Annotated in this window: 22 protein-coding genes and 1 riboswitch; of the genes, 19 read left to right on the top strand and 3 right to left on the bottom strand. The window is 42.7% G+C overall.

Going from position 1 to position 16,437, the window contains the following annotated elements; all coding sequences use genetic code 11:
- The first annotated feature begins 27 nt into the window (after positions 1–27).
- The 16 genes from EV212_RS03530 to EV212_RS03455 all read left to right on the top strand — a co-directional run bounded on the left by EV212_RS03530 (position 28) and on the right by EV212_RS03455 (position 12,520).
- A complete protein-coding gene (locus tag EV212_RS03530) occupies positions 28–1,074 on the top strand; it encodes a helix-turn-helix domain-containing protein (RefSeq protein WP_165873284.1) in 1,047 nt (348 codons plus the stop codon).
- A gap of 67 nt (positions 1,075–1,141) precedes the next feature.
- Complete coding sequence (locus tag EV212_RS03525) at positions 1,142–1,684, top strand: ferritin-like domain-containing protein (RefSeq protein ID WP_132088946.1); 543 nt, start codon at positions 1,142–1,144, stop codon at positions 1,682–1,684.
- Positions 1,685–1,772: 88 nt separating this feature from the next.
- A complete protein-coding gene (locus EV212_RS03520; RefSeq protein WP_132088943.1) occupies positions 1,773–2,627 on the top strand; it encodes an AraC family transcriptional regulator in 855 nt (284 codons plus the stop codon).
- Between the two features lie 101 nt (positions 2,628–2,728).
- Complete coding sequence (locus EV212_RS13640) at positions 2,729–3,070, top strand: DUF1858 domain-containing protein (protein ID WP_243115442.1); 342 nt, start codon at positions 2,729–2,731, stop codon at positions 3,068–3,070.
- 13 nt (positions 3,071–3,083) lie between these two features.
- Positions 3,084–3,527, top strand: a complete 444-nt coding sequence (locus tag EV212_RS03510; RefSeq protein WP_132088940.1) for a DUF523 domain-containing protein — start codon at positions 3,084–3,086, stop codon at positions 3,525–3,527.
- Positions 3,528–3,843: 316 nt separating this feature from the next.
- Positions 3,844–4,278, top strand: a complete 435-nt coding sequence (locus EV212_RS03505) for a hypothetical protein (RefSeq protein WP_132088937.1) — start codon at positions 3,844–3,846, stop codon at positions 4,276–4,278.
- Between the two features lie 95 nt (positions 4,279–4,373).
- Positions 4,374–4,733 (top strand): YccF domain-containing protein, encoded by a 360-nt coding sequence (locus EV212_RS03500; protein ID WP_132088934.1) that lies wholly within the window; start codon positions 4,374–4,376, stop codon positions 4,731–4,733.
- Positions 4,734–4,760: 27 nt separating this feature from the next.
- Positions 4,761–5,615, top strand: a complete 855-nt coding sequence (locus EV212_RS03495; RefSeq protein ID WP_132088931.1) for a patatin-like phospholipase family protein — start codon at positions 4,761–4,763, stop codon at positions 5,613–5,615.
- Between the two features lie 78 nt (positions 5,616–5,693).
- Complete coding sequence (gene uraA, locus EV212_RS03490; protein WP_132088928.1) at positions 5,694–6,956, top strand: uracil permease; 1,263 nt, start codon at positions 5,694–5,696, stop codon at positions 6,954–6,956.
- Between the two features lie 293 nt (positions 6,957–7,249).
- Positions 7,250–8,113 carry an HNH endonuclease gene (locus EV212_RS03485; protein WP_132088925.1) on the top strand — a complete coding sequence of 288 codons (864 nt, stop codon included), beginning with the start codon at positions 7,250–7,252 and terminating at the stop codon, positions 8,111–8,113.
- A gap of 87 nt (positions 8,114–8,200) precedes the next feature.
- Positions 8,201–8,968, top strand: a complete 768-nt coding sequence (locus EV212_RS03480) for a MerR family transcriptional regulator (RefSeq protein ID WP_132088922.1) — start codon at positions 8,201–8,203, stop codon at positions 8,966–8,968.
- A riboswitch (FMN riboswitch) is annotated at positions 8,967–9,081 on the top strand. Its footprint overlaps the gene before it by 2 nt.
- Positions 9,082–9,166: 85 nt before the next feature.
- Positions 9,167–10,732, top strand: a complete 1,566-nt coding sequence (locus EV212_RS03475) for an FGGY-family carbohydrate kinase (RefSeq protein WP_132088920.1) — start codon at positions 9,167–9,169, stop codon at positions 10,730–10,732.
- Positions 10,729–11,115 carry an 8-oxo-dGTP diphosphatase MutT gene (gene mutT, locus EV212_RS03470; protein WP_132088917.1) on the top strand — a complete coding sequence of 129 codons (387 nt, stop codon included), beginning with the start codon at positions 10,729–10,731 and terminating at the stop codon, positions 11,113–11,115. The genes EV212_RS03475 and mutT overlap by 4 nt, the downstream gene beginning before the upstream one ends.
- 13 nt (positions 11,116–11,128) lie before the next feature.
- Positions 11,129–11,308, top strand: a complete 180-nt coding sequence (locus tag EV212_RS03465) for a (2Fe-2S)-binding protein (protein WP_132088914.1) — start codon at positions 11,129–11,131, stop codon at positions 11,306–11,308.
- A gap of 16 nt (positions 11,309–11,324) precedes the next feature.
- Positions 11,325–12,077 carry an SseB family protein gene (locus EV212_RS03460; protein ID WP_132088911.1) on the top strand — a complete coding sequence of 251 codons (753 nt, stop codon included), beginning with the start codon at positions 11,325–11,327 and terminating at the stop codon, positions 12,075–12,077.
- A gap of 23 nt (positions 12,078–12,100) precedes the next feature.
- A complete protein-coding gene (locus EV212_RS03455) occupies positions 12,101–12,520 on the top strand; it encodes a hypothetical protein (protein ID WP_132088908.1) in 420 nt (139 codons plus the stop codon).
- A 44-nt stretch (positions 12,521–12,564) separates the two neighbouring features.
- On the opposite strand, the gene mscL is transcribed toward EV212_RS03455, so the two are convergent.
- Together mscL and EV212_RS03445 are read right to left on the bottom strand one after the other, a co-directional pair.
- Positions 12,565–12,960: a large conductance mechanosensitive channel protein MscL gene (mscL, locus tag EV212_RS03450; protein WP_132088905.1), complete on the bottom strand. Its 396-nt coding sequence runs from the start codon at positions 12,958–12,960 to the stop codon at positions 12,565–12,567.
- A gap of 10 nt (positions 12,961–12,970) precedes the next feature.
- A complete protein-coding gene (locus EV212_RS03445) occupies positions 12,971–13,414 on the bottom strand; it encodes an Lrp/AsnC family transcriptional regulator (RefSeq protein WP_132088902.1) in 444 nt (147 codons plus the stop codon).
- A gap of 263 nt (positions 13,415–13,677) precedes the next feature.
- Between EV212_RS03445 and EV212_RS03440 the strand changes: the two genes are divergently transcribed.
- From EV212_RS03440 to EV212_RS03430, 3 genes are all read left to right on the top strand, one after another.
- Positions 13,678–15,081 carry an aspartate ammonia-lyase gene (locus tag EV212_RS03440; RefSeq protein WP_132088899.1) on the top strand — a complete coding sequence of 468 codons (1,404 nt, stop codon included), beginning with the start codon at positions 13,678–13,680 and terminating at the stop codon, positions 15,079–15,081.
- An 86-nt stretch (positions 15,082–15,167) separates the two neighbouring features.
- On the top strand, positions 15,168–15,434 hold the full coding sequence (gene spoIIID / locus EV212_RS03435) for a sporulation transcriptional regulator SpoIIID (protein WP_132088896.1): 267 nt from the start codon (positions 15,168–15,170) through the stop codon (positions 15,432–15,434).
- Between the two features lie 93 nt (positions 15,435–15,527).
- Positions 15,528–15,788, top strand: a complete 261-nt coding sequence (locus EV212_RS03430) for an HPr family phosphocarrier protein (protein WP_165873283.1) — start codon at positions 15,528–15,530, stop codon at positions 15,786–15,788.
- Positions 15,789–16,137: 349 nt separating this feature from the next.
- Here the strand turns inward: EV212_RS03430 and EV212_RS03425 are convergent, their stop codons facing one another.
- Complete coding sequence (locus tag EV212_RS03425) at positions 16,138–16,323, bottom strand: hypothetical protein (RefSeq protein ID WP_132088890.1); 186 nt, start codon at positions 16,321–16,323, stop codon at positions 16,138–16,140.
- Positions 16,324–16,437 lie beyond the last annotated feature (114 nt).

Here is a 16,437-nt window from a genome sequence, read left to right as displayed (position 1 = left end):
CGTAAAAAACGATTGGAGGACGATAAAATGGAAATAGGGCAAGTCATACGAAAATATAGAAAAGAAAAGTATTTGACCCAGGAAGAAATGGCAAATTGTCTGGGAGTAACGGTACCTGCGGTGAGCAAGTGGGAGACAGGCAGTTCTTACCCGGATATTGCCCTTCTGGCTCCCATCGCACGGCTGCTGGGTATAAGTACGGATATGCTGCTTTCCTATAAAGAAGATTTGAGCGATAAAGAAATCAACCAGTTGATTGAAACGGCGATTCTGAAAATTAAATCTGAGGGCTATGATGCGGGTTACACATGGGCGGAAAAGCAGATGCAGGAATATCCAAATTGCGGTAAATTTATCGTGATGATGACGCAAACACTGGATAATTATCGGTATGTTGTCCGGGTGGCGGACCCGGAACAGTATGACGGAAGGATTTGTGCCATCTATACCCGTTTTCTGGACAGTATGGACGATATGGTCGCACAGACAGCTGCCATGTCGCTGTTTTATTTTTCCATGCAGAGGAAAAACTATGACATAGCTCAGAAATGTTTGGATAAGATTCCAAAGAATGTCATGAACCCGAAGCAAATGCAGGCGTTTCTGTTTCAGGCCCAGGGGAAATTGGCGGAAGCCTATAAATGTTTTGAGGAACTGGCCTACTTCGGTTATGTGGATATCAGTATTGGCCTGAATGGGATTCAGGGATTGTCCAGAATGGAAGGCAACCCGGAAAAGGCAGAACGCATGGAGCAGAAGCTGAAAGCTCTGATGAAAATCATGGAAATCGGCGTTTATGTGGATACGTCGGCTATGAAAGAAGCGCTCCGTACAAAAAACAAAGAGATTATTTTTGATGTTCTGTCCAAATTGATACTTAATATTAAAAACAAATATTTTTTAGAGGAATCGGAATTATATCCCCATCTGTCTTTTTCAGAGACAGCGCCTGAAAATGTGGGATTAATGTTAAAAAAATGCTTTGAGGATGATAAAGAACTTGATTTTATAAAAGAAGATACAAGATATAAAAAATTGATGGAAGAACTGAAATCTATAAAGGGTAAAGCCTGAGTATGCACATCATGGCAGCTCCTTCATACTATTAGATATAGAAATATATGGAGGAGCAAATCTTATAATGGAAGAAAAGTCAAAGCTTTTAGTGAATTCCTGCGATTTTATAGGTGTGAAGCCAGTCATGGCGGATTTACCGTATCCGCCGATCCAGGTGAAAGAGAAAAATCGGATCTATGCCAATTTACTCAGCATTGATTATTGCGGCGCTGTTTCTGAAATGACAGCCATTACCCAGTACATCAATAATGAAAATCGTTTATCCTGTGAAAGATGTCCAGTGGCGCGGACAATTTTGGGGATTGCCATGGCGGAAATGATACATCTCCAAAAACTGGCCGAATTAATCTTTCTGTTGGGCGGTTCCATTGATTTTGTAGCGAGACATCAGGATGGGCGTCAGCGTATGTGGACGCCGGAATATATGACGATTCCGGAAAATGAGGAAAAAATGTTAATGGCGGATATCGAGGCTGAGAAAGCCACGATCAATCAGTATCGGATGCATATGAAGATGATCAGTGATTCCTGTGTCAATGCGGTGCTGGCACGGATTATTCAGGACGAAGAATATCATATAATGCTGCTCCAGATGTTACGAAAATGATGCTTCGTATCTCTCAAATCTGTGCATGAAAAGAGAGGAAAAAATAAAAAAATTTACCTATAATGATAATCACAGGGAGGACAAATTCATGGAATGGATTGAGAGATTAAATGAAGCGATAAACTATATTGAAGAGCATTTGGCCGATGAGATTGATTATGAGGAACTTGCAAAAATAGCCGGCTGTTCGACCTATCATTTTCAGAGGATGTTCGCATATATGGCAAATGTTTCTTTGTCTGAGTATATCCGGCGGCGTAAAATGTCTTTGGCCGCAGTGGACCTGCAGGGCGGCGATGCAAAGATAATTGATGTAGCCCTGAAGTATGGTTACAGTTCGCCGACGGCTTTTAACCGGGCCTTTCAGACGATTCATGGAATTGCACCATCCCTTGTGCGGAGTCAAGGGGTTTCTGTGAAATCCTTCCCTCCGATGACATTTAAGATCACTGTGAAGGGAGTCGAAGAAATGAATTATCGAATTGAGAAGAAAGAAGCCTTTCGGATTGTCGGCGTATCTCGGCCATTGTACAAAGAGATTGAAAAGAACTTTGCCATTGTTCCGAAGATGTGGCAGGACGCCGCTGTGGACGGGACGATTCCAAAGCTGGCGGGTATGATGGATACACCGGTGAAGGGGGTTCTGGGTGTGAGCGCCTGTAACTCAGATGAAGAATGGAAATATTTTATTGCGGTCGCAAGTTCAATGACCGCAGATGGTGTTTTTGAAGCGTATACAGTCCCGTCGTTTACATGGGCAATTTTTCCGGGCGAAGGTATTTGCCCGCAGGCGATCCAGCAATTGGAGCAGCGGATTGTCACCGAATGGCTGCCAACTTCTGGTTACGAATACGACAATGGGCCGGATGTGGAACTGTATATCAGTCCGGATCCCCAGAATGCTAAGTTTGAAGTGTGGATTCCGGTGGTGAAAAAACAGTAAAAATTTGATATTTTATGGAGAATTCCGATATTATATGGTATGATATTTCATGTGCTCTGTAATGCGCAGGCATTATTTCAGGAAAGAAAGGCGGAGGAAATATGCAGACAATAATTATCGGAATTCTTATTATTGCTGTACCTATGATTGCTTATTGTGTTGGTACGGTGATGCGGGATGAAATGTACGCCAAAGAGGCCAATGGAGAAATAACGGCCGCAAAGGATAATAAAGATTTCATGGTGACCAGAGATACAAAAATGGGGCAGATTCTTGCCATGGATAAGGGTATGGGGGATTTTTTGATGCAGGCAGGGATGCACTGTGTGACCTGTGCTTCGGCAACGAGTGAATCTTTGGAAATGGCCTGTACCGTCCATGGCCTTAATGTGGACCAAACGGTAACTTCTATCAATGCATATCTGGCCGAGGAGAATGAATAAAGGGATGTCGTGCATGAAAGTATTAGTGAGCGCCTGTCTGATGGGCAGGAATTGTAAATATAACGGAGGCAACAATTACAGCGTTGAACTTCAGGATTTTCTAAATGGAAAAGCGGTCATCGAGGTATGTCCGGAGGTGGCTGCCGGTATGCCGGTTCCAAGACCGCCTGTGGAAATTGTGGAAGGCGTTGTTACAGACATTCATGGGAAAAATGTCGATGTTTTGTATCGTCAGGGGGTTGCCAGAGTGATGGAGCAGATTCAGAATGAGGATATTGAATATGCAGTGCTGCAGTCCCGAAGTCCAACCTGTGGTGTGAAGCAGATTTATGATGGTACGTTTTCAAAGAAACTGATTGAAGGCCGGGGAATTTTAGCTGAGGCGCTCATTCAGGCCGGATATCGGGTTATCGATGTCGAAGATCTAAAAAATGATACTATATCGCGCGAAGCTTGACGGAGCGCGCCCATGCGGAGCATCTGACATACGGTATGCCCTTCCGGGCAGACCGCAATACATGACTGGAAGGGAAAAAATCTCTTGCGGAAATGTCGATAAGGTGATATATTAGTATTAAGCAAAAAAGGGAGTAGCTGAACACCCGCGAGGGTGGGTTTGAAATCGTCAACCGATACTTAAGAAGTATCCGTATCAAATGAGATAGCAAGACTTTTATTGTGGCAGACGTCATGATAAAGGTCTTTTTTTATCAGACGGATAGGAAGATTACGACGGACTGCCGCAAGAGATTGCGCAGAAAGTGAGGAGTAAAATGAGTAACGAATTAATGAACCGGGAAATCAGAGAAGCAATTGATGCTGGTGAAAGAGCCCTTACAAGTCTGAAAGCAGCACAGGCTAAATTAAACAGTGCGAGAAATTGGGGCTTTTTCGATATGATCGGGGGAGGTTTCTTTTCAAGCTTGATGAAACGTTCCCAGATGGACGGGGCGTCTGAATGTATGGAAAGGGCAAAACAGGATTTGAAAAGGCTGCGGAAGGAACTCGGGGATATTCATGTTCCAATGGACTTAAAGCTGGAAGTCAGCGATTTCCTTTCGTTTGCGGATATATTTTTTGATAACCTGTTGGTGGACTATATGGTTCAGAGTAAAATCGCAGAAGCCAGAGATCAGGTTGAAGATGCGATTTTCCGGGTGGAGAGTATATTGATGGATTTAAAAAATATGGAAAGTCATCCATGGTAAGGTATACCCATTCTGGCATACCGTATGTCAGATGTCCGCATGGGCGCGCTCCGTCTGGCTTCGCGCGATAGGGTATATAGAAAGGTGGTTATTTTATGGGATGTTTAGGTAATATTTTATGGTTTTTGTGCGGTGGAGCTATTTCCGGACTGAGCTGGTGTCTGGCCGGATGTCTCTGGTGTATCACGATTGTTGGTATTCCTGTCGGAATGCAGTGCTTTAAATTTGCAGGACTGAGTTTTTTTCCTTTTGGCAAAGAAGTAGCGTATGGCGGCGGAGCTTGTTCTTTTCTTTTAAATGTTGTCTGGCTTATTGTTTCCGGCTTACCGCTGGCATTGGAACATGCGGCGCTCGGGGCTGTTCTGTGTGTGACGATTATCGGAATTCCTTTCGGATTGCAGCATTTTAAATTAGCAAAGCTGGCGCTGATGCCTTTTGGAGCCGTTGTTTATTGATAAAAATAATATGAAAGGGACAGATGAATGAAAACAGGATTGGTATTAGAGGGCGGGGCCATGCGCGGCATGTACACCGCCGGAGTGTTGGATGTCATGATGGAAAATCATGTGGAAGTGGACGGCGTGATCGGAGTTTCCGCCGGAGCCGTTTTTGGGTGTAATTATAAGTCGAAACAGATTGGAAGAGTCATTCGTTATAATACAAAATACTGTTCCGATGAACGTTATGTCAGCCTGAAATCTTTAATTAAAACCGGAGATTTGTATGGGGCGGAATTCTGTTACAATGAGCTTCCGACCCGTCTGGATCCCTTTGATGTGAAAACATATCAGGAGAATCCGGTAGATTTTTATGTGACATGTACGGATGTACACACGGGCCGCCCGGTATATCATCTGTGTAACAGGGGCGATGCGGAAGATATTCAGTGGATGCGGGCTTCAGCTTCCATGCCGCTGGTATCCCGGATTGTGTCTGTCGGCGGTTATGATCTGCTGGACGGCGGTATTTCTGATTCTATTCCGATTCGATGGTTCTTAAAGCAGGGCTATAAGAAAAATATTGTTGTTTTAACTCAGCCGGCCGGTTATAGAAAAAAGCCAACCCGAATGATTCCGATGTTTAAAGTGTTTATGAGGAAATATCCGGAGATTGCAAAAGCTATGAAAAGGCGGCATCGGAATTATAATGGTTCTCTGAAAGCGGTAAAAAAACTGGAGGAACGGGGCGAAGTATTTCTGCTTCAGCCGAGTGAACCGATTACCATTGGACGGACGGAAAAAGATCCGGAAAAACTCAAACGAGTGTACCAGTTAGGCCGTCAGGATGCACAGAGGCATCTACAGGAAATGAAAAATTTTCTGGCTTCCAATATTTGAAAATAAAAATCCTGCGATTCCAATCTCTTCTTTTGTGTGATATACTGTGAACAGAAATTGAACAAGGGAGGAAAATAAATGGAAAGCAGAAGAATTATCCAGGTGGAGGAGAAGGTACCTTTTAATTTACTGGTTCCGCTGAGCATTCAGCATATGTTCGCCATGTTTGGCGCCTCAGTGTTAGTACCGTTTTTGTTTGGAATCAGTCCGGCCATCGTTCTGTTTATGAATGGTGTGGGAACCCTGTTGTTTATTGCTATTACGAAGGGGAAGGCTCCGGCTTATCTGGGCTCAAGCTTTGCTTTCCTGGCGCCGGCGGGAATCGTTATCAGTAAGATGGGATATGAATATGCCCTGGGCGGCTTTGTAGCCGTCGGATTCTGCGGTTGTGTGCTGGCGTTGATCATTTATAAATTCGGCTCGGACTGGATTGACATTGTGCTGCCTCCGGCGGCAATGGGGCCGGTGGTCGCCCTGATCGGTCTTGAATTGTCCGGAAATGCGGCGAGCAATGCGGGGCTGTTGGATGAGGTGATCATACCTGAGAATGTGATCGTATTTCTGGTGACTTTAGGCGTGGCTATTTTTGGCAATATTGTATTCCGTGGATTTTTATCCGTTATACCGATTTTGATTGCGGTCATTGCCGGATATGTGGCTGCTTTGGCCTGCGGTATCGTGAATTTTGCGGAAATTGCCGCGGCACCCTGGTTTGCCGTACCAAATTTTCAGACACCGAGGTTCAGTGCCGAGGCAATCATTACGATTTTGCCCGTCATTCTTGTAATTGCGTCGGAGCACATCGGCCATCAGGTTGTTACGAGCAAAATTGTCGGACGGGATTTGCTGAAGGACCCGGGGCTGCATCGGTCCCTTTTGGGAGATAATCTGTCGACGATGATCTCAGGTTTGATCGGTTCCGTACCGACGACAACCTATGGTGAAAATATCGGCGTTATGGCAGTAACAAAAGTATACAGTGTGCAGGTGATTGCCGGAGCGGCTATACTGTCGATTGTCTGTTCCTTTGTAGGCAAACTTTCCATGCTGATTCAGACCATTCCGGGGCCGGTGATCGGAGGTATTTCTTTCCTGCTCTACGGCATGATCGGCGCTTCGGGTATTCGTATTCTGGTGGATTCTCAGGTAGATTATGGCCGTTCAAGGAACCTGACCCTGACTTCCGTTGTTTTTGTTACCGGCCTTTCCGGCATTGCCGTACAATTTGGCAACATCCAATTGACGGGAATGGTATTGGCCTGTATCGTGGCGATGGGATTAAGTCTTATATTTTATGTACTTGATAAATTAAAACTGACCAATGACAGAGATGAAGCGTAGACTTGATGAGACGGGCTGCCCTGCGAAATGTGATTTCGTAGGGCGGCTTGTTTTTAAAAAATGAAGATATCGTACAAGCGTGTATATTTGGTTGGTTCCTGTCATTACCATGGTGATTTTGGCGTAGATTCTGCTTGAAAAAGGGCACCTAGCTGTTGAGGGTAGAGGTGCTTTCGTTTCTTGCTGGAGTGTTTATTAGAAGAGAAAATTCCTTGAGCAAAGGGATAAGATGGAATTCCGAATTTTTGTTTAATGTGATAATATAATGTAAAGTTACAAAGGAGGCGGTTTTTATGTCATTTGATCCAGGACTTGAACTGGGAGATAAGATAACAAATGCAGATGTTGTAAAAATTTTTGCTTGTGGTAATATGGGAGGCATGCGTCGGTCTAAAAAAACGGGGACTTTAGTTATAATTTCAGATGAGACAAAAGGGTTGTATCGAGATGAATGGCGAGAGGGAGTTCTATATTATACGGGCATGGGAAAAGTGGGAAATCAAGTTTTGAATGGTAACCAAAATGGCACATTATATTATTCAAATTCTAATGGAGTAGAAGTGCATCTATTTGAAGTTATGGAGAAAACAGTTTATACGTATAGAGGTGTGGTCGTTTTAGCGAGAGAACCATATCAAACAAGGCAGCCAGATGATCATGGTAATATGCGCGATGTATGGATATTTCCGCTTAAATTGGTAGATACTTTTGAAAAAAAAATTAAAGAGGCATACGAAAGAGATATTGTAAAATTACCCAATAAAGAATTAGGTAGACGTTTTGAAATAAATGCTTCTGCTAAGGGACCTAAGAAGGCGGAAACAACAGTATATTATAGAAATCCATATTTGAAAGCATTAGTGAAACGAATAGCGATGGGAAAATGTCAATGGTGTAAAGCAGAAGCCCCTTTTATAGATAATTATGGTGAGCCCTATTTGGAAGAACATCACGTGCAGGAATTAGCAAACGGCGGAAAAGATGAAATTGATAATGTAGTAGCGGTTTGTCCAAATTGTCATCGAAAAATTCATATATTAAATAAAGATAGTTATAAAACTGAATTAAAAGACATTGCTTTGTTAAATAAACAGAGATACGAGCGGATGATGACATATTCAAGTATGTCAGCAAAAAATAATCGTAAAAGAGGATGATACATATAAAAAATGCTTGAAATTTCTTCTTGACTTTGACGCTGCGTCAGGTGTTATGCTCAATTTGTACCAAAGGAGGAGAGAAAAATGGCTTATAGTATCAGAGAATTATCGGAGCTGGCCGGAGTGAGTGCACGCACTCTGCGTTATTATGATGAAATTGGACTTTTAAAACCCCTGTATGTAAGTGATGCCGGATATCGTTTTTATGGGGATTCAGAGGTGGCTGTTTTACAGCAGATTCTGTTTTACAGAGAGCGAGGTTTTGATCTGAAACAGATTCGGAAAATCATTTATGAAGAGAACTTTGATATTGTAAAGGCGTTGGAAGAACATCTGGTCGTGTTAGAAAATCAGAGGAAACATGTGGATTCTCTCATTTGGACAGTAAAGCAAACGATAGGGTCAATAAAAGGAGAATGTGAAATGAAAGATAGTGAAAAGTTTCAGGCATTTAAGGATGAGCTTGTCCATAAAAACGAAGAAAGATATGGCAGGGAAATTCGCGCGAAATACGGAGATGATGCGGTGAATGCGTCAAACCGGAAAATGATGAATATGTCAGAAGAGGAATGGCAGCATTTTAAAGCATTGGAGGATGAAATAAAGCTTGCTTTGAAAAAAGCTGTTTTGGACGGTGCCGGTCCGGAGAGTGACGCGGCCAGGAGAATCGTGGAACTTCACAGGGAATGGCTAAGCATGACTTTGAGCCAATATTCACCGGAAATTCATAAGGGTATTGCAGCGATGTACGTGGCGGATGAACGTTTTAAAGCTTACTATGACAGTGAAGTGACCGGCTGTGCTGAACTGCTTGCCAATGCCGTAAAGGTAGTGTATAATAAAGACAGTTAAATTTCTTCAGGGCAGGGTGAAAGTCCCTACCGGCGGTAAAGTCCGCGAGCCATAAGGCATGATTCGGTGTGATTCCGAAACCGACAGTATAGTCTGGATGAGAGAAGAAAGTAAATGTAGTGTTTATTTTTGATATTTAAAAGCTCTGAATATGTATGTATTTGGAGCTTTTTGTGTTGCAGGAAGGAGCAGCCTGAAATGGAAAAATATTATGTGGGGTTTGATGCGGGAACACAGAGCGTTAAAGTTGTGATTTGTAATGAAAGAATGGAGTGTGTGGCTTCAGCCAGTAAACCGACGACGATTTATTATCCAAATCCGGGATGGGTGGAAATGGATGTGGATGAATATCTGCGCCTGACAAAGGCGTGTATGAAAGAGTGCGCGGAGCAGATGAGGGCGAAGGGGCTTGCTGTGGAAGGAATTCAATCAATCATGGGTGACGGTATTATCTGCGGCATTGCCGGCGTGGACAGAGAGGGGCATGCGATCACTCCGTATATTAATTATCTGGATTCGCGGACAGCCAGGGATGTACAGGCGATAAATGCAATGAATTTGGATATATGGGGGAAAGAGACGGGAAATGCGGAAGCAAATTGCATGTTTCCAGCCATGTTTGCCCGGTGGTTTCTGGAAAATAGTAAAGCATTTCAGGAAAAAGGTGCGAAGTTTATCCATAATGCCCCTTATATTTTGGCCCATCTGGCAGGGCTTTCCGCTGAGGAGATGTTTATTGACTGGGGCGCCATGTCCGGATGGGGACTTGGCTATAATGTATACACGAAAGAATGGTCAAAAGAGCAGTTGGACCTTCTTAAACTGGATATGAAATATATGCCGAAAATTGTGAAACCGTGGGATATTATTGGCAAATTGACGGAAGAGGCAGCGGAAGAAACCGGTCTCCCGGCGGGAATTCCAATTTGCGCCGGTGCCGGAGATACGATGCAGTCCATGATCGGCAGCGGTATTCTGGAGGCGGGACATGCGGTGGATGTGGCCGGAACCTGTTCTATGTTTTGCGTGTCAACGGATGGAATCGTACCGGAGCTGAGCCGAAAGGGCAGCGGGTTGATTTTTAATAGCGGCACACTGCCGGGAACCTATTTCTATTGGGGATTTATCCGGACCGGAGGACTTGCTCTGCGCTGGTATAAGGATAATATATGTAAAAAAGAGGAAGACGGGGATTATTATCAGGATTTGAGTGCAGGGGCCAGGGCAGTACCTGTCGGTGCCAATGGCGTATTGTTTTTGCCTTATCTGACCGGCGGTATGGGAGAAATCGCCAACGCCTGCGGATGCTTTTTGAATATGACGATGGATACGGATCAGACAGTGCTTTGGCGAGCGGTACTGGAAGCCATTGGATATGATTATATGGAAATCACAGATATTTATCGGGGCGCTGGTGTGGATTTGAGCCGCATTGCCATTACCGAGGGCGGCAGCAGAGATGATCTGTGGAATCAGATGAAATCAGATATGTTGGACAGTAAAGTCATCACATTTAAAAATGCGGGCGGCGCTGTAGTTATCAACTGTATGTTCGGAGCCTATGCAGTTGAGGACATTCATGAAATTAAAGAACGTCTGGAAGGGTATTTAGAAGTTAAAAAGACTTATTATCCGGAAAAGGAAAATACGGAAAAATATCGGGAGTTATATCAGACCCAGAAACAACTCGTAAAGCAGAATATGGGGCCTGTATTTCATCTGCTGGAAAGAATTCGTGTTCAGAATTTGGGTGAGAATGTATGAAAACAGTAAAAGTGGCAGCGGCCATTATTCAAAAAGGAAATCAAGTTTTTGCCACTCAGCGGGGATATGGCGATTTTAAGGATGGATGGGAATTTCCAGGTGGGAAGATTGAACCGGGCGAGACGCCGGAAGAAGCATTGGCGCGGGAGATTAAAGAAGAACTGGATACGGAAATCACTATCAGAAAATTAATATATGTGGTAGAATATGATTATTCCCAATTCCACCTGACGATGTATTGCTATTTGTGCGAAGTGCTTTCTGGCCGATTAGTGTTGAAAGAGCATGAGGCAGCAAGATGGCTGACAAAAGATACTCTGGAAAGTGTGGACTGGCTGCCGGCAGATATAGATTTGATCGGCAAGCTAAAAGAGTTATTATAGAGGTATGAACATAATGAATCGTAAAAAAGAAATCTGTTCCTGTTATCATGTGACCAAAGGCGATATTGCCGATGCCGTAGCGGATGGAGCAACTTCATTTAAAGATATAAAAAAGGCGACGAAGGCTGGAAAAGCCTGTGGTAAATGTAAGAAAAAAGTGAAAAAACTGACGAAAAAATTACTTGCAGATTAAAGAGGGGTAGACAAAAATGAGTGTAAATAAAAATGAGGTACTGGTTCAGCTGCGTCAGAGGGAAAATGTCTATGTGATGTATTCAAAATGTACCCGGATGCCGTTTGTGTTGTGTGATTCGGAAACTTATGACGACGAGGTTTTTATTTTCTTCGACGAAGCGGATGGTGCTCAGGAATCCGAACAGTTCAATGAGTCAGGGAATCCGGTCCAAATGGTAAAAATCGAAAAAAAGAACTTTCTGCCATTTTATTCCGGATTATATCCGATGGGAGTCAATTGTCTGGTTGTGAATAAGGGAACAGATTCGGAAATAGCCATACAGCTGGAAGAGTTAGTACGCAGACCGGAGAATCAGAAGCTTCCGGAGGGAACCGTCCGGATTGAGAACAGAGAATTTCATTTGACAGCTTTGTATTTCATGCAGGAACTGCGCAGAAAACCACACAATCAACTGACAGAAATGCTGAAAGAACTTCAGGAGGAATTGCTTGCCCATTACAGTGAGGGAACATTTATCCTTGCTGTTCGGGAGGATAAAGGCATTGCTATCATGAAACAGAAGGATGGAAAAACTCTGCTGCCGATTTTTACCGATGTGCAGGAATTTCAGAAGTTTCAGATGATGAATCAGAATTCAAAATTCGGTACGGCCATGGTGAAACCGGAAAAAATACTTGGATTTCTTCCGAAGGATGCAGCAGGTGTGCTGGTCAATCCAATCGGTGTCAATCTTCCATTGAAGATTGGTCGGCCGGTTCAGGCATAGAGGTTTGAAAGGGGCAAGGGCAGATGCAGGATTTGATAAACCAACTTGTTTCCGAAAGGAATCTGTACTATCATCACAATATTGTGCCGGGACATACGAAGGTGAAGGTGAACTGGAAAAAAACACTGCTTTTGGCAGCTTTTCACCATGTGTCTTTCAATGAGACACGAAGTTATCTGTTTTATTTTTCCAGAGAGTATTTTGGCGTTTTTGAGACGAATGGGAAAAAACTGCAGGGAGACGCGGCGCTGATTCCATGGGAATATATTACGGATTTCAAGGTAAAAAAGGGAAGGGTTGAAGATGCACTGACCTTTGTATATCAGGGGGAAAAGTTTGAAATGCAGTTGTCCCGTGTTATGCGGGGTCAGCCCTGGGTCAGTGAAAATATCGAAAACCTGGAGGAAAATAATTTTTACTGTGGAAACAGAGATTTTGGATAAAAGGGTAAAAGGGCTTTGGAGATTTCCGAAGCCCTTTAGCCTTTTTAGGAAAGTTCAGATGTGCAATGCGGACAGCGTGTTGCATCAATGGAAATTTCACTTTTGCAGTATGGACATGTTTTGGTTGTCGGGGCAGCCGGAGCTTCTTCCTTACGACCAACAGACAATAGTTTATTCATTGCCTTTAACAGGCAGAACAGGATGAGAGCCGTGATAATAAAATTGATGACAGCAGAGATAAAATTGGAGCCGAATAAGGCCACGTCCTCTAAAGTGTAGGCTGCCCGGCCCATGATCACATCAATGATTGGCTGAATAAAATTATCGGTGAGCGATGTGATGATACCTGAGAAAGCGCCGCCGATCAAAACACCGATGGCCATGTCCATGACATTCCCGCGCAGAGCAAATGTTTTAAATTCTTCAATAAATTTTTTCATAAGTTCCTCCTTAATTCTTTTGTTGAATATTTAATCCTCTTGGTTGTACCGGGGTTGAGAAGACAATCTGGGTCTGGGTCTTTCCAAATTTTTGAAGTCTTCCGATAAAAGTTTCCAATTCTATTGTACTTGGAAATGCAACTTTCATCAACATGGAATAAGTGCCGGTGACACAATTACATTCAATCACATTTGGAATTTTCTCAATAAAAGGGTAGAATATTTTTTTTTGTGTCGGTTGTAATTCCAGGTTGACAAAGGCTGTAATGTGATAGCCCAGCTTGATGGGATTGATTTTCGCACTATATCCGGTGATGATACCTTCTTTTTCCAGCTTTTCGATTCGGGCGGATACGGCCGGAGTGGTGAGAAAAACTTCTTTTGCCAGTTCTTTTAAAGACACTCGGGCGTTTTGCTGCAGCAGCATGATCAGTTTTGCATCAATCTGATCCATAAATAAAATCTCCTTTTTTCATTCGTGGAATTATAATGTGTCTACTTAATAAGTATATGCGCATATGGTCGAAAACACAATAAATTTATCAATCAAACTTTAGAAAATAAGGTCTTTTTTTGTTCAACTTAAAAAATAAAAGTTAAAATCGGGACAATCCATTTTATTTTCATATCTTTTGAAAAGATGTTTACTTTATGGATTTTTGGGTGTATCTTGATGGCATAAAAAGGATTATTTGAAATCACGGGAGGAAAAATTCAATGAAAAAGATACGGACGGAAGCGGATTCTATCGGGGAAATGGATGTTCCGGCGACGGCCTATTATGGGGTTCAGGCACTGCGTGCAAGGCAGAATTTTCCAATTACCTATCGGCCTTTACATCCGGAATTTATTAAAAGTATGGCAAAACTTAAAAAAGCATCGGCGATGACTAATCGGGATGCGGGACAGCTTTCAGAAACAATTTCCGAAGCCATTATAAAAGCCTGTGATGAGATTATTGGTGGGCTTTTCAAAAAAGAATTTATAGTGGATGCCATCCAGGGCGGTGCCGGGACTTCGGCCAATATGAATGCCAATGAAGTCATCGCCAATCGGGCAATCGAATGGTTAGGCGGAGAAAAGGGCGATTATGGCCTGGTTCATCCGAACGATCATGTCAATATGGCCCAGTCAACCAATGACGTTATTCCAAGTGCGGGAAAACTGACTACCCTTGTTTTGATGGAGAAAATGCTGTTTCAGCTTCAGCGATTGTATGACAGTCTGATGGCTAAGTCCAGAGAATTTGATCCGATTTTAAAAATGGGCAGAACTCAGCTTCAGGATGCGGTACCGATGCGTCTTGGACAGTCTTTCCATGCATATGCCTCTGTGCTGAAACGGGACATTCAGAGGATTGAATCAACAAAACAGTTTATGCGCATTTTAAATATGGGTGGAACGGCTATTGGATCCTGTATTAATGTCAGTCCCTTATATCTTGAAAATATATGTGGCAATATCAGTAAAGTGACCGGCGAAAATTTTGTGATGGCCGATGACTTGTTTGATGCAACCCAAAATCTGGACGGGTTTGTAAGTGTATCTGCGGCGCTTAAAACCTGTGCTGTAAATCTGTCAAAAATGTGCAATGATCTGCGGCTTCTAAGCAGTGGGCCAAAGACTGGATTTGAAGAGATTAATCTTCCGGCCCGGCAAAATGGCTCGTCGATCATGCCTGGAAAAATTAATCCGGTCATTCCGGAGGTCGTATCCCAGGTAGCCTTTAATATTATTGGAAATGATTTTACAATCACTATGGCGGCGGAGGCTGGCCAGCTTGAATTAAATGCCTTTGAGCCGGTGGTTTTCTATAATCTTTTCGAATCTATCGAGACATTGGGCCGTGCCGCCGGGACGTTGAATGACAATTGCATCGAAGGAATTACGGCCAATCCGAAGCATTGCGCCGAACTGGTGGATGCCAGCGTGGGTATATCCACCGCGCTATGCCCGGCCATTGGCTATGCGGCAGCGGCGAGCATAGCAAAGGAATCTTTAAAAACAGGAACGCCGGTCAAGGAACTCGTTTTGAAAAAAGGTTTGCTTTCAGAAAGAGAAGTGGAAGTACTATTAGAACCTTTTGCGATGACGGGAAAGCCGCTGGAGATGATGAAATAAATAAGACTTTTTTGACAAAAGAAGCACCCGCATACTTGGTATCAATCCTGCATACACTGTAAAAACAGATATTTCCGGGGGTTCCCTTGAAAGATTATATTGAAGAGCGGGCGATTGAGATTGCAACCTACATTATAGAACATAATGCCACGGTGAGGCAGACGGCCGGGCAGTTTGGAATCAGTAAATCGACGGTACATAAGGATGTCACGGAACGACTTCTGACAATTAATCCGGTTTTGGCCAGACAGGCCCGGATGGTACTTGACGTCAATAAGTCCGAGAGACATATTCGCGGCGGCATGGCGACACGGGAGAAATATCGCCACATACGAGATGAAAAGTGTATGTGAAAATTCTGAAAATAATATGGAGTTTTCATAATAAAGTATGTTATAATAAAAATAAGACTACACTTGATTAAGACAATGTTGGGGGCAGTAATTATGGTAAAAGAAAAAGTGCTTGTTAAGAATCCGATTGGTGTACATTTAAGACCGGCAGGTGATATTGCCGAAGCAGCGATTAAGTTTAAAAAATGCGAAGTTTATCTTTCATGCGGCGGTCGGACGGTGAATGGGAAAAGTCTTTTAAGTATTCTCAGTCTGGGAATTAAGCAGAATTCGGAATTTGAAATCATTTGTGACGGCGAAGATGAAGAGACAGCATTGAAAGCAATACTGGCTTCTCTGGGTTCGGACTTATAAAAACGGAACAGAGTATAAAATTTGAGGTACAGAAGAGGGTTTCTGTGCCTCTTTTTTAATGCTGTAAATATTTTATGGATTAAAAGTATGCCCGAATGGGTATAAAAAAATCGATATTTTTGAATATCGATTTTTTTATGAGTTTATTATTTGTAACTATATATGAATATAGGGGAAGACGAGGGGGCCTGGCAGTTGGCAATCTGCCAGGCAGATGTTATGAAAAAATCAAATCACTTTATAGTAATGATTAATTACTATGGTTTTATTATAGTAAGAAAATGTGTCCAAAATTTGTCCTTAAAATTAAAGAATTCTAAAGTTTCAAATTTAGAAATTTATAGTTTGTTTATTTTTTTAAATATTTATAAACAAGTATCATGGCGTAAAGCAGGCATGGAACAGCAATTGTAAGCAATACAGATGCTTTGAATAGCGTAGATGCCAGCGGGGAATCGATTAAAGCGAAAATCAGGGTCGATAAATAAAGTCCGACCAGAAGAATAATGCCGATAATGGCCAATATGCGTTTCATAAGGGGTTGCTCCTTTTCCTGAGTTTTTCAATATAAATATCATAGAACTTTTTTGCGGTCTTGTAAAGAAAAAGCACATGGAAATGAAAAAAACAGAATAGATATGTAAAAAAC

Origin of the sequence: Frisingicoccus caecimuris (assembly GCF_004340975.1) — a bacterium.
GTDB lineage: Bacteria > Bacillota > Clostridia > Lachnospirales > Lachnospiraceae > Frisingicoccus > Frisingicoccus caecimuris.
This window is presented reverse-complemented; position numbering and strand designations above follow the sequence as displayed.

Coding starts and splice junctions, on each gene's coding strand:
- EV212_RS03530 (WP_165873284.1), top strand. CDS start 28: ATGGAAATAGGGCAAGTCATACGAAAATATAGAAAAGAAAAGTATTTG.
- EV212_RS03525 (WP_132088946.1), top strand. CDS start 1,142: ATGGAAGAAAAGTCAAAGCTTTTAGTGAATTCCTGCGATTTTATAGGT.
- EV212_RS03520 (WP_132088943.1), top strand. CDS start 1,773: ATGGAATGGATTGAGAGATTAAATGAAGCGATAAACTATATTGAAGAG.
- EV212_RS13640 (WP_243115442.1), top strand. CDS start 2,729: ATGCAGACAATAATTATCGGAATTCTTATTATTGCTGTACCTATGATT.
- EV212_RS03510 (WP_132088940.1), top strand. CDS start 3,084: ATGAAAGTATTAGTGAGCGCCTGTCTGATGGGCAGGAATTGTAAATAT.
- EV212_RS03505 (WP_132088937.1), top strand. CDS start 3,844: ATGAGTAACGAATTAATGAACCGGGAAATCAGAGAAGCAATTGATGCT.
- EV212_RS03500 (WP_132088934.1), top strand. CDS start 4,374: ATGGGATGTTTAGGTAATATTTTATGGTTTTTGTGCGGTGGAGCTATT.
- EV212_RS03495 (WP_132088931.1), top strand. CDS start 4,761: ATGAAAACAGGATTGGTATTAGAGGGCGGGGCCATGCGCGGCATGTAC.
- uraA (WP_132088928.1), top strand. CDS start 5,694: ATGGAAAGCAGAAGAATTATCCAGGTGGAGGAGAAGGTACCTTTTAAT.
- EV212_RS03485 (WP_132088925.1), top strand. CDS start 7,250: ATGTCATTTGATCCAGGACTTGAACTGGGAGATAAGATAACAAATGCA.
- EV212_RS03480 (WP_132088922.1), top strand. CDS start 8,201: ATGGCTTATAGTATCAGAGAATTATCGGAGCTGGCCGGAGTGAGTGCA.
- EV212_RS03475 (WP_132088920.1), top strand. CDS start 9,167: ATGGAAAAATATTATGTGGGGTTTGATGCGGGAACACAGAGCGTTAAA.
- mutT (WP_132088917.1), top strand. CDS start 10,729: ATGAAAACAGTAAAAGTGGCAGCGGCCATTATTCAAAAAGGAAATCAA.
- EV212_RS03465 (WP_132088914.1), top strand. CDS start 11,129: ATGAATCGTAAAAAAGAAATCTGTTCCTGTTATCATGTGACCAAAGGC.
- EV212_RS03460 (WP_132088911.1), top strand. CDS start 11,325: ATGAGTGTAAATAAAAATGAGGTACTGGTTCAGCTGCGTCAGAGGGAA.
- EV212_RS03455 (WP_132088908.1), top strand. CDS start 12,101: ATGCAGGATTTGATAAACCAACTTGTTTCCGAAAGGAATCTGTACTAT.
- mscL (WP_132088905.1), bottom strand. CDS start 12,960: ATGAAAAAATTTATTGAAGAATTTAAAACATTTGCTCTGCGCGGGAAT.
- EV212_RS03445 (WP_132088902.1), bottom strand. CDS start 13,414: ATGGATCAGATTGATGCAAAACTGATCATGCTGCTGCAGCAAAACGCC.
- EV212_RS03440 (WP_132088899.1), top strand. CDS start 13,678: ATGAAAAAGATACGGACGGAAGCGGATTCTATCGGGGAAATGGATGTT.
- EV212_RS03430 (WP_165873283.1), top strand. CDS start 15,528: ATGGTAAAAGAAAAAGTGCTTGTTAAGAATCCGATTGGTGTACATTTA.
- EV212_RS03425 (WP_132088890.1), bottom strand. CDS start 16,323: ATGAAACGCATATTGGCCATTATCGGCATTATTCTTCTGGTCGGACTT.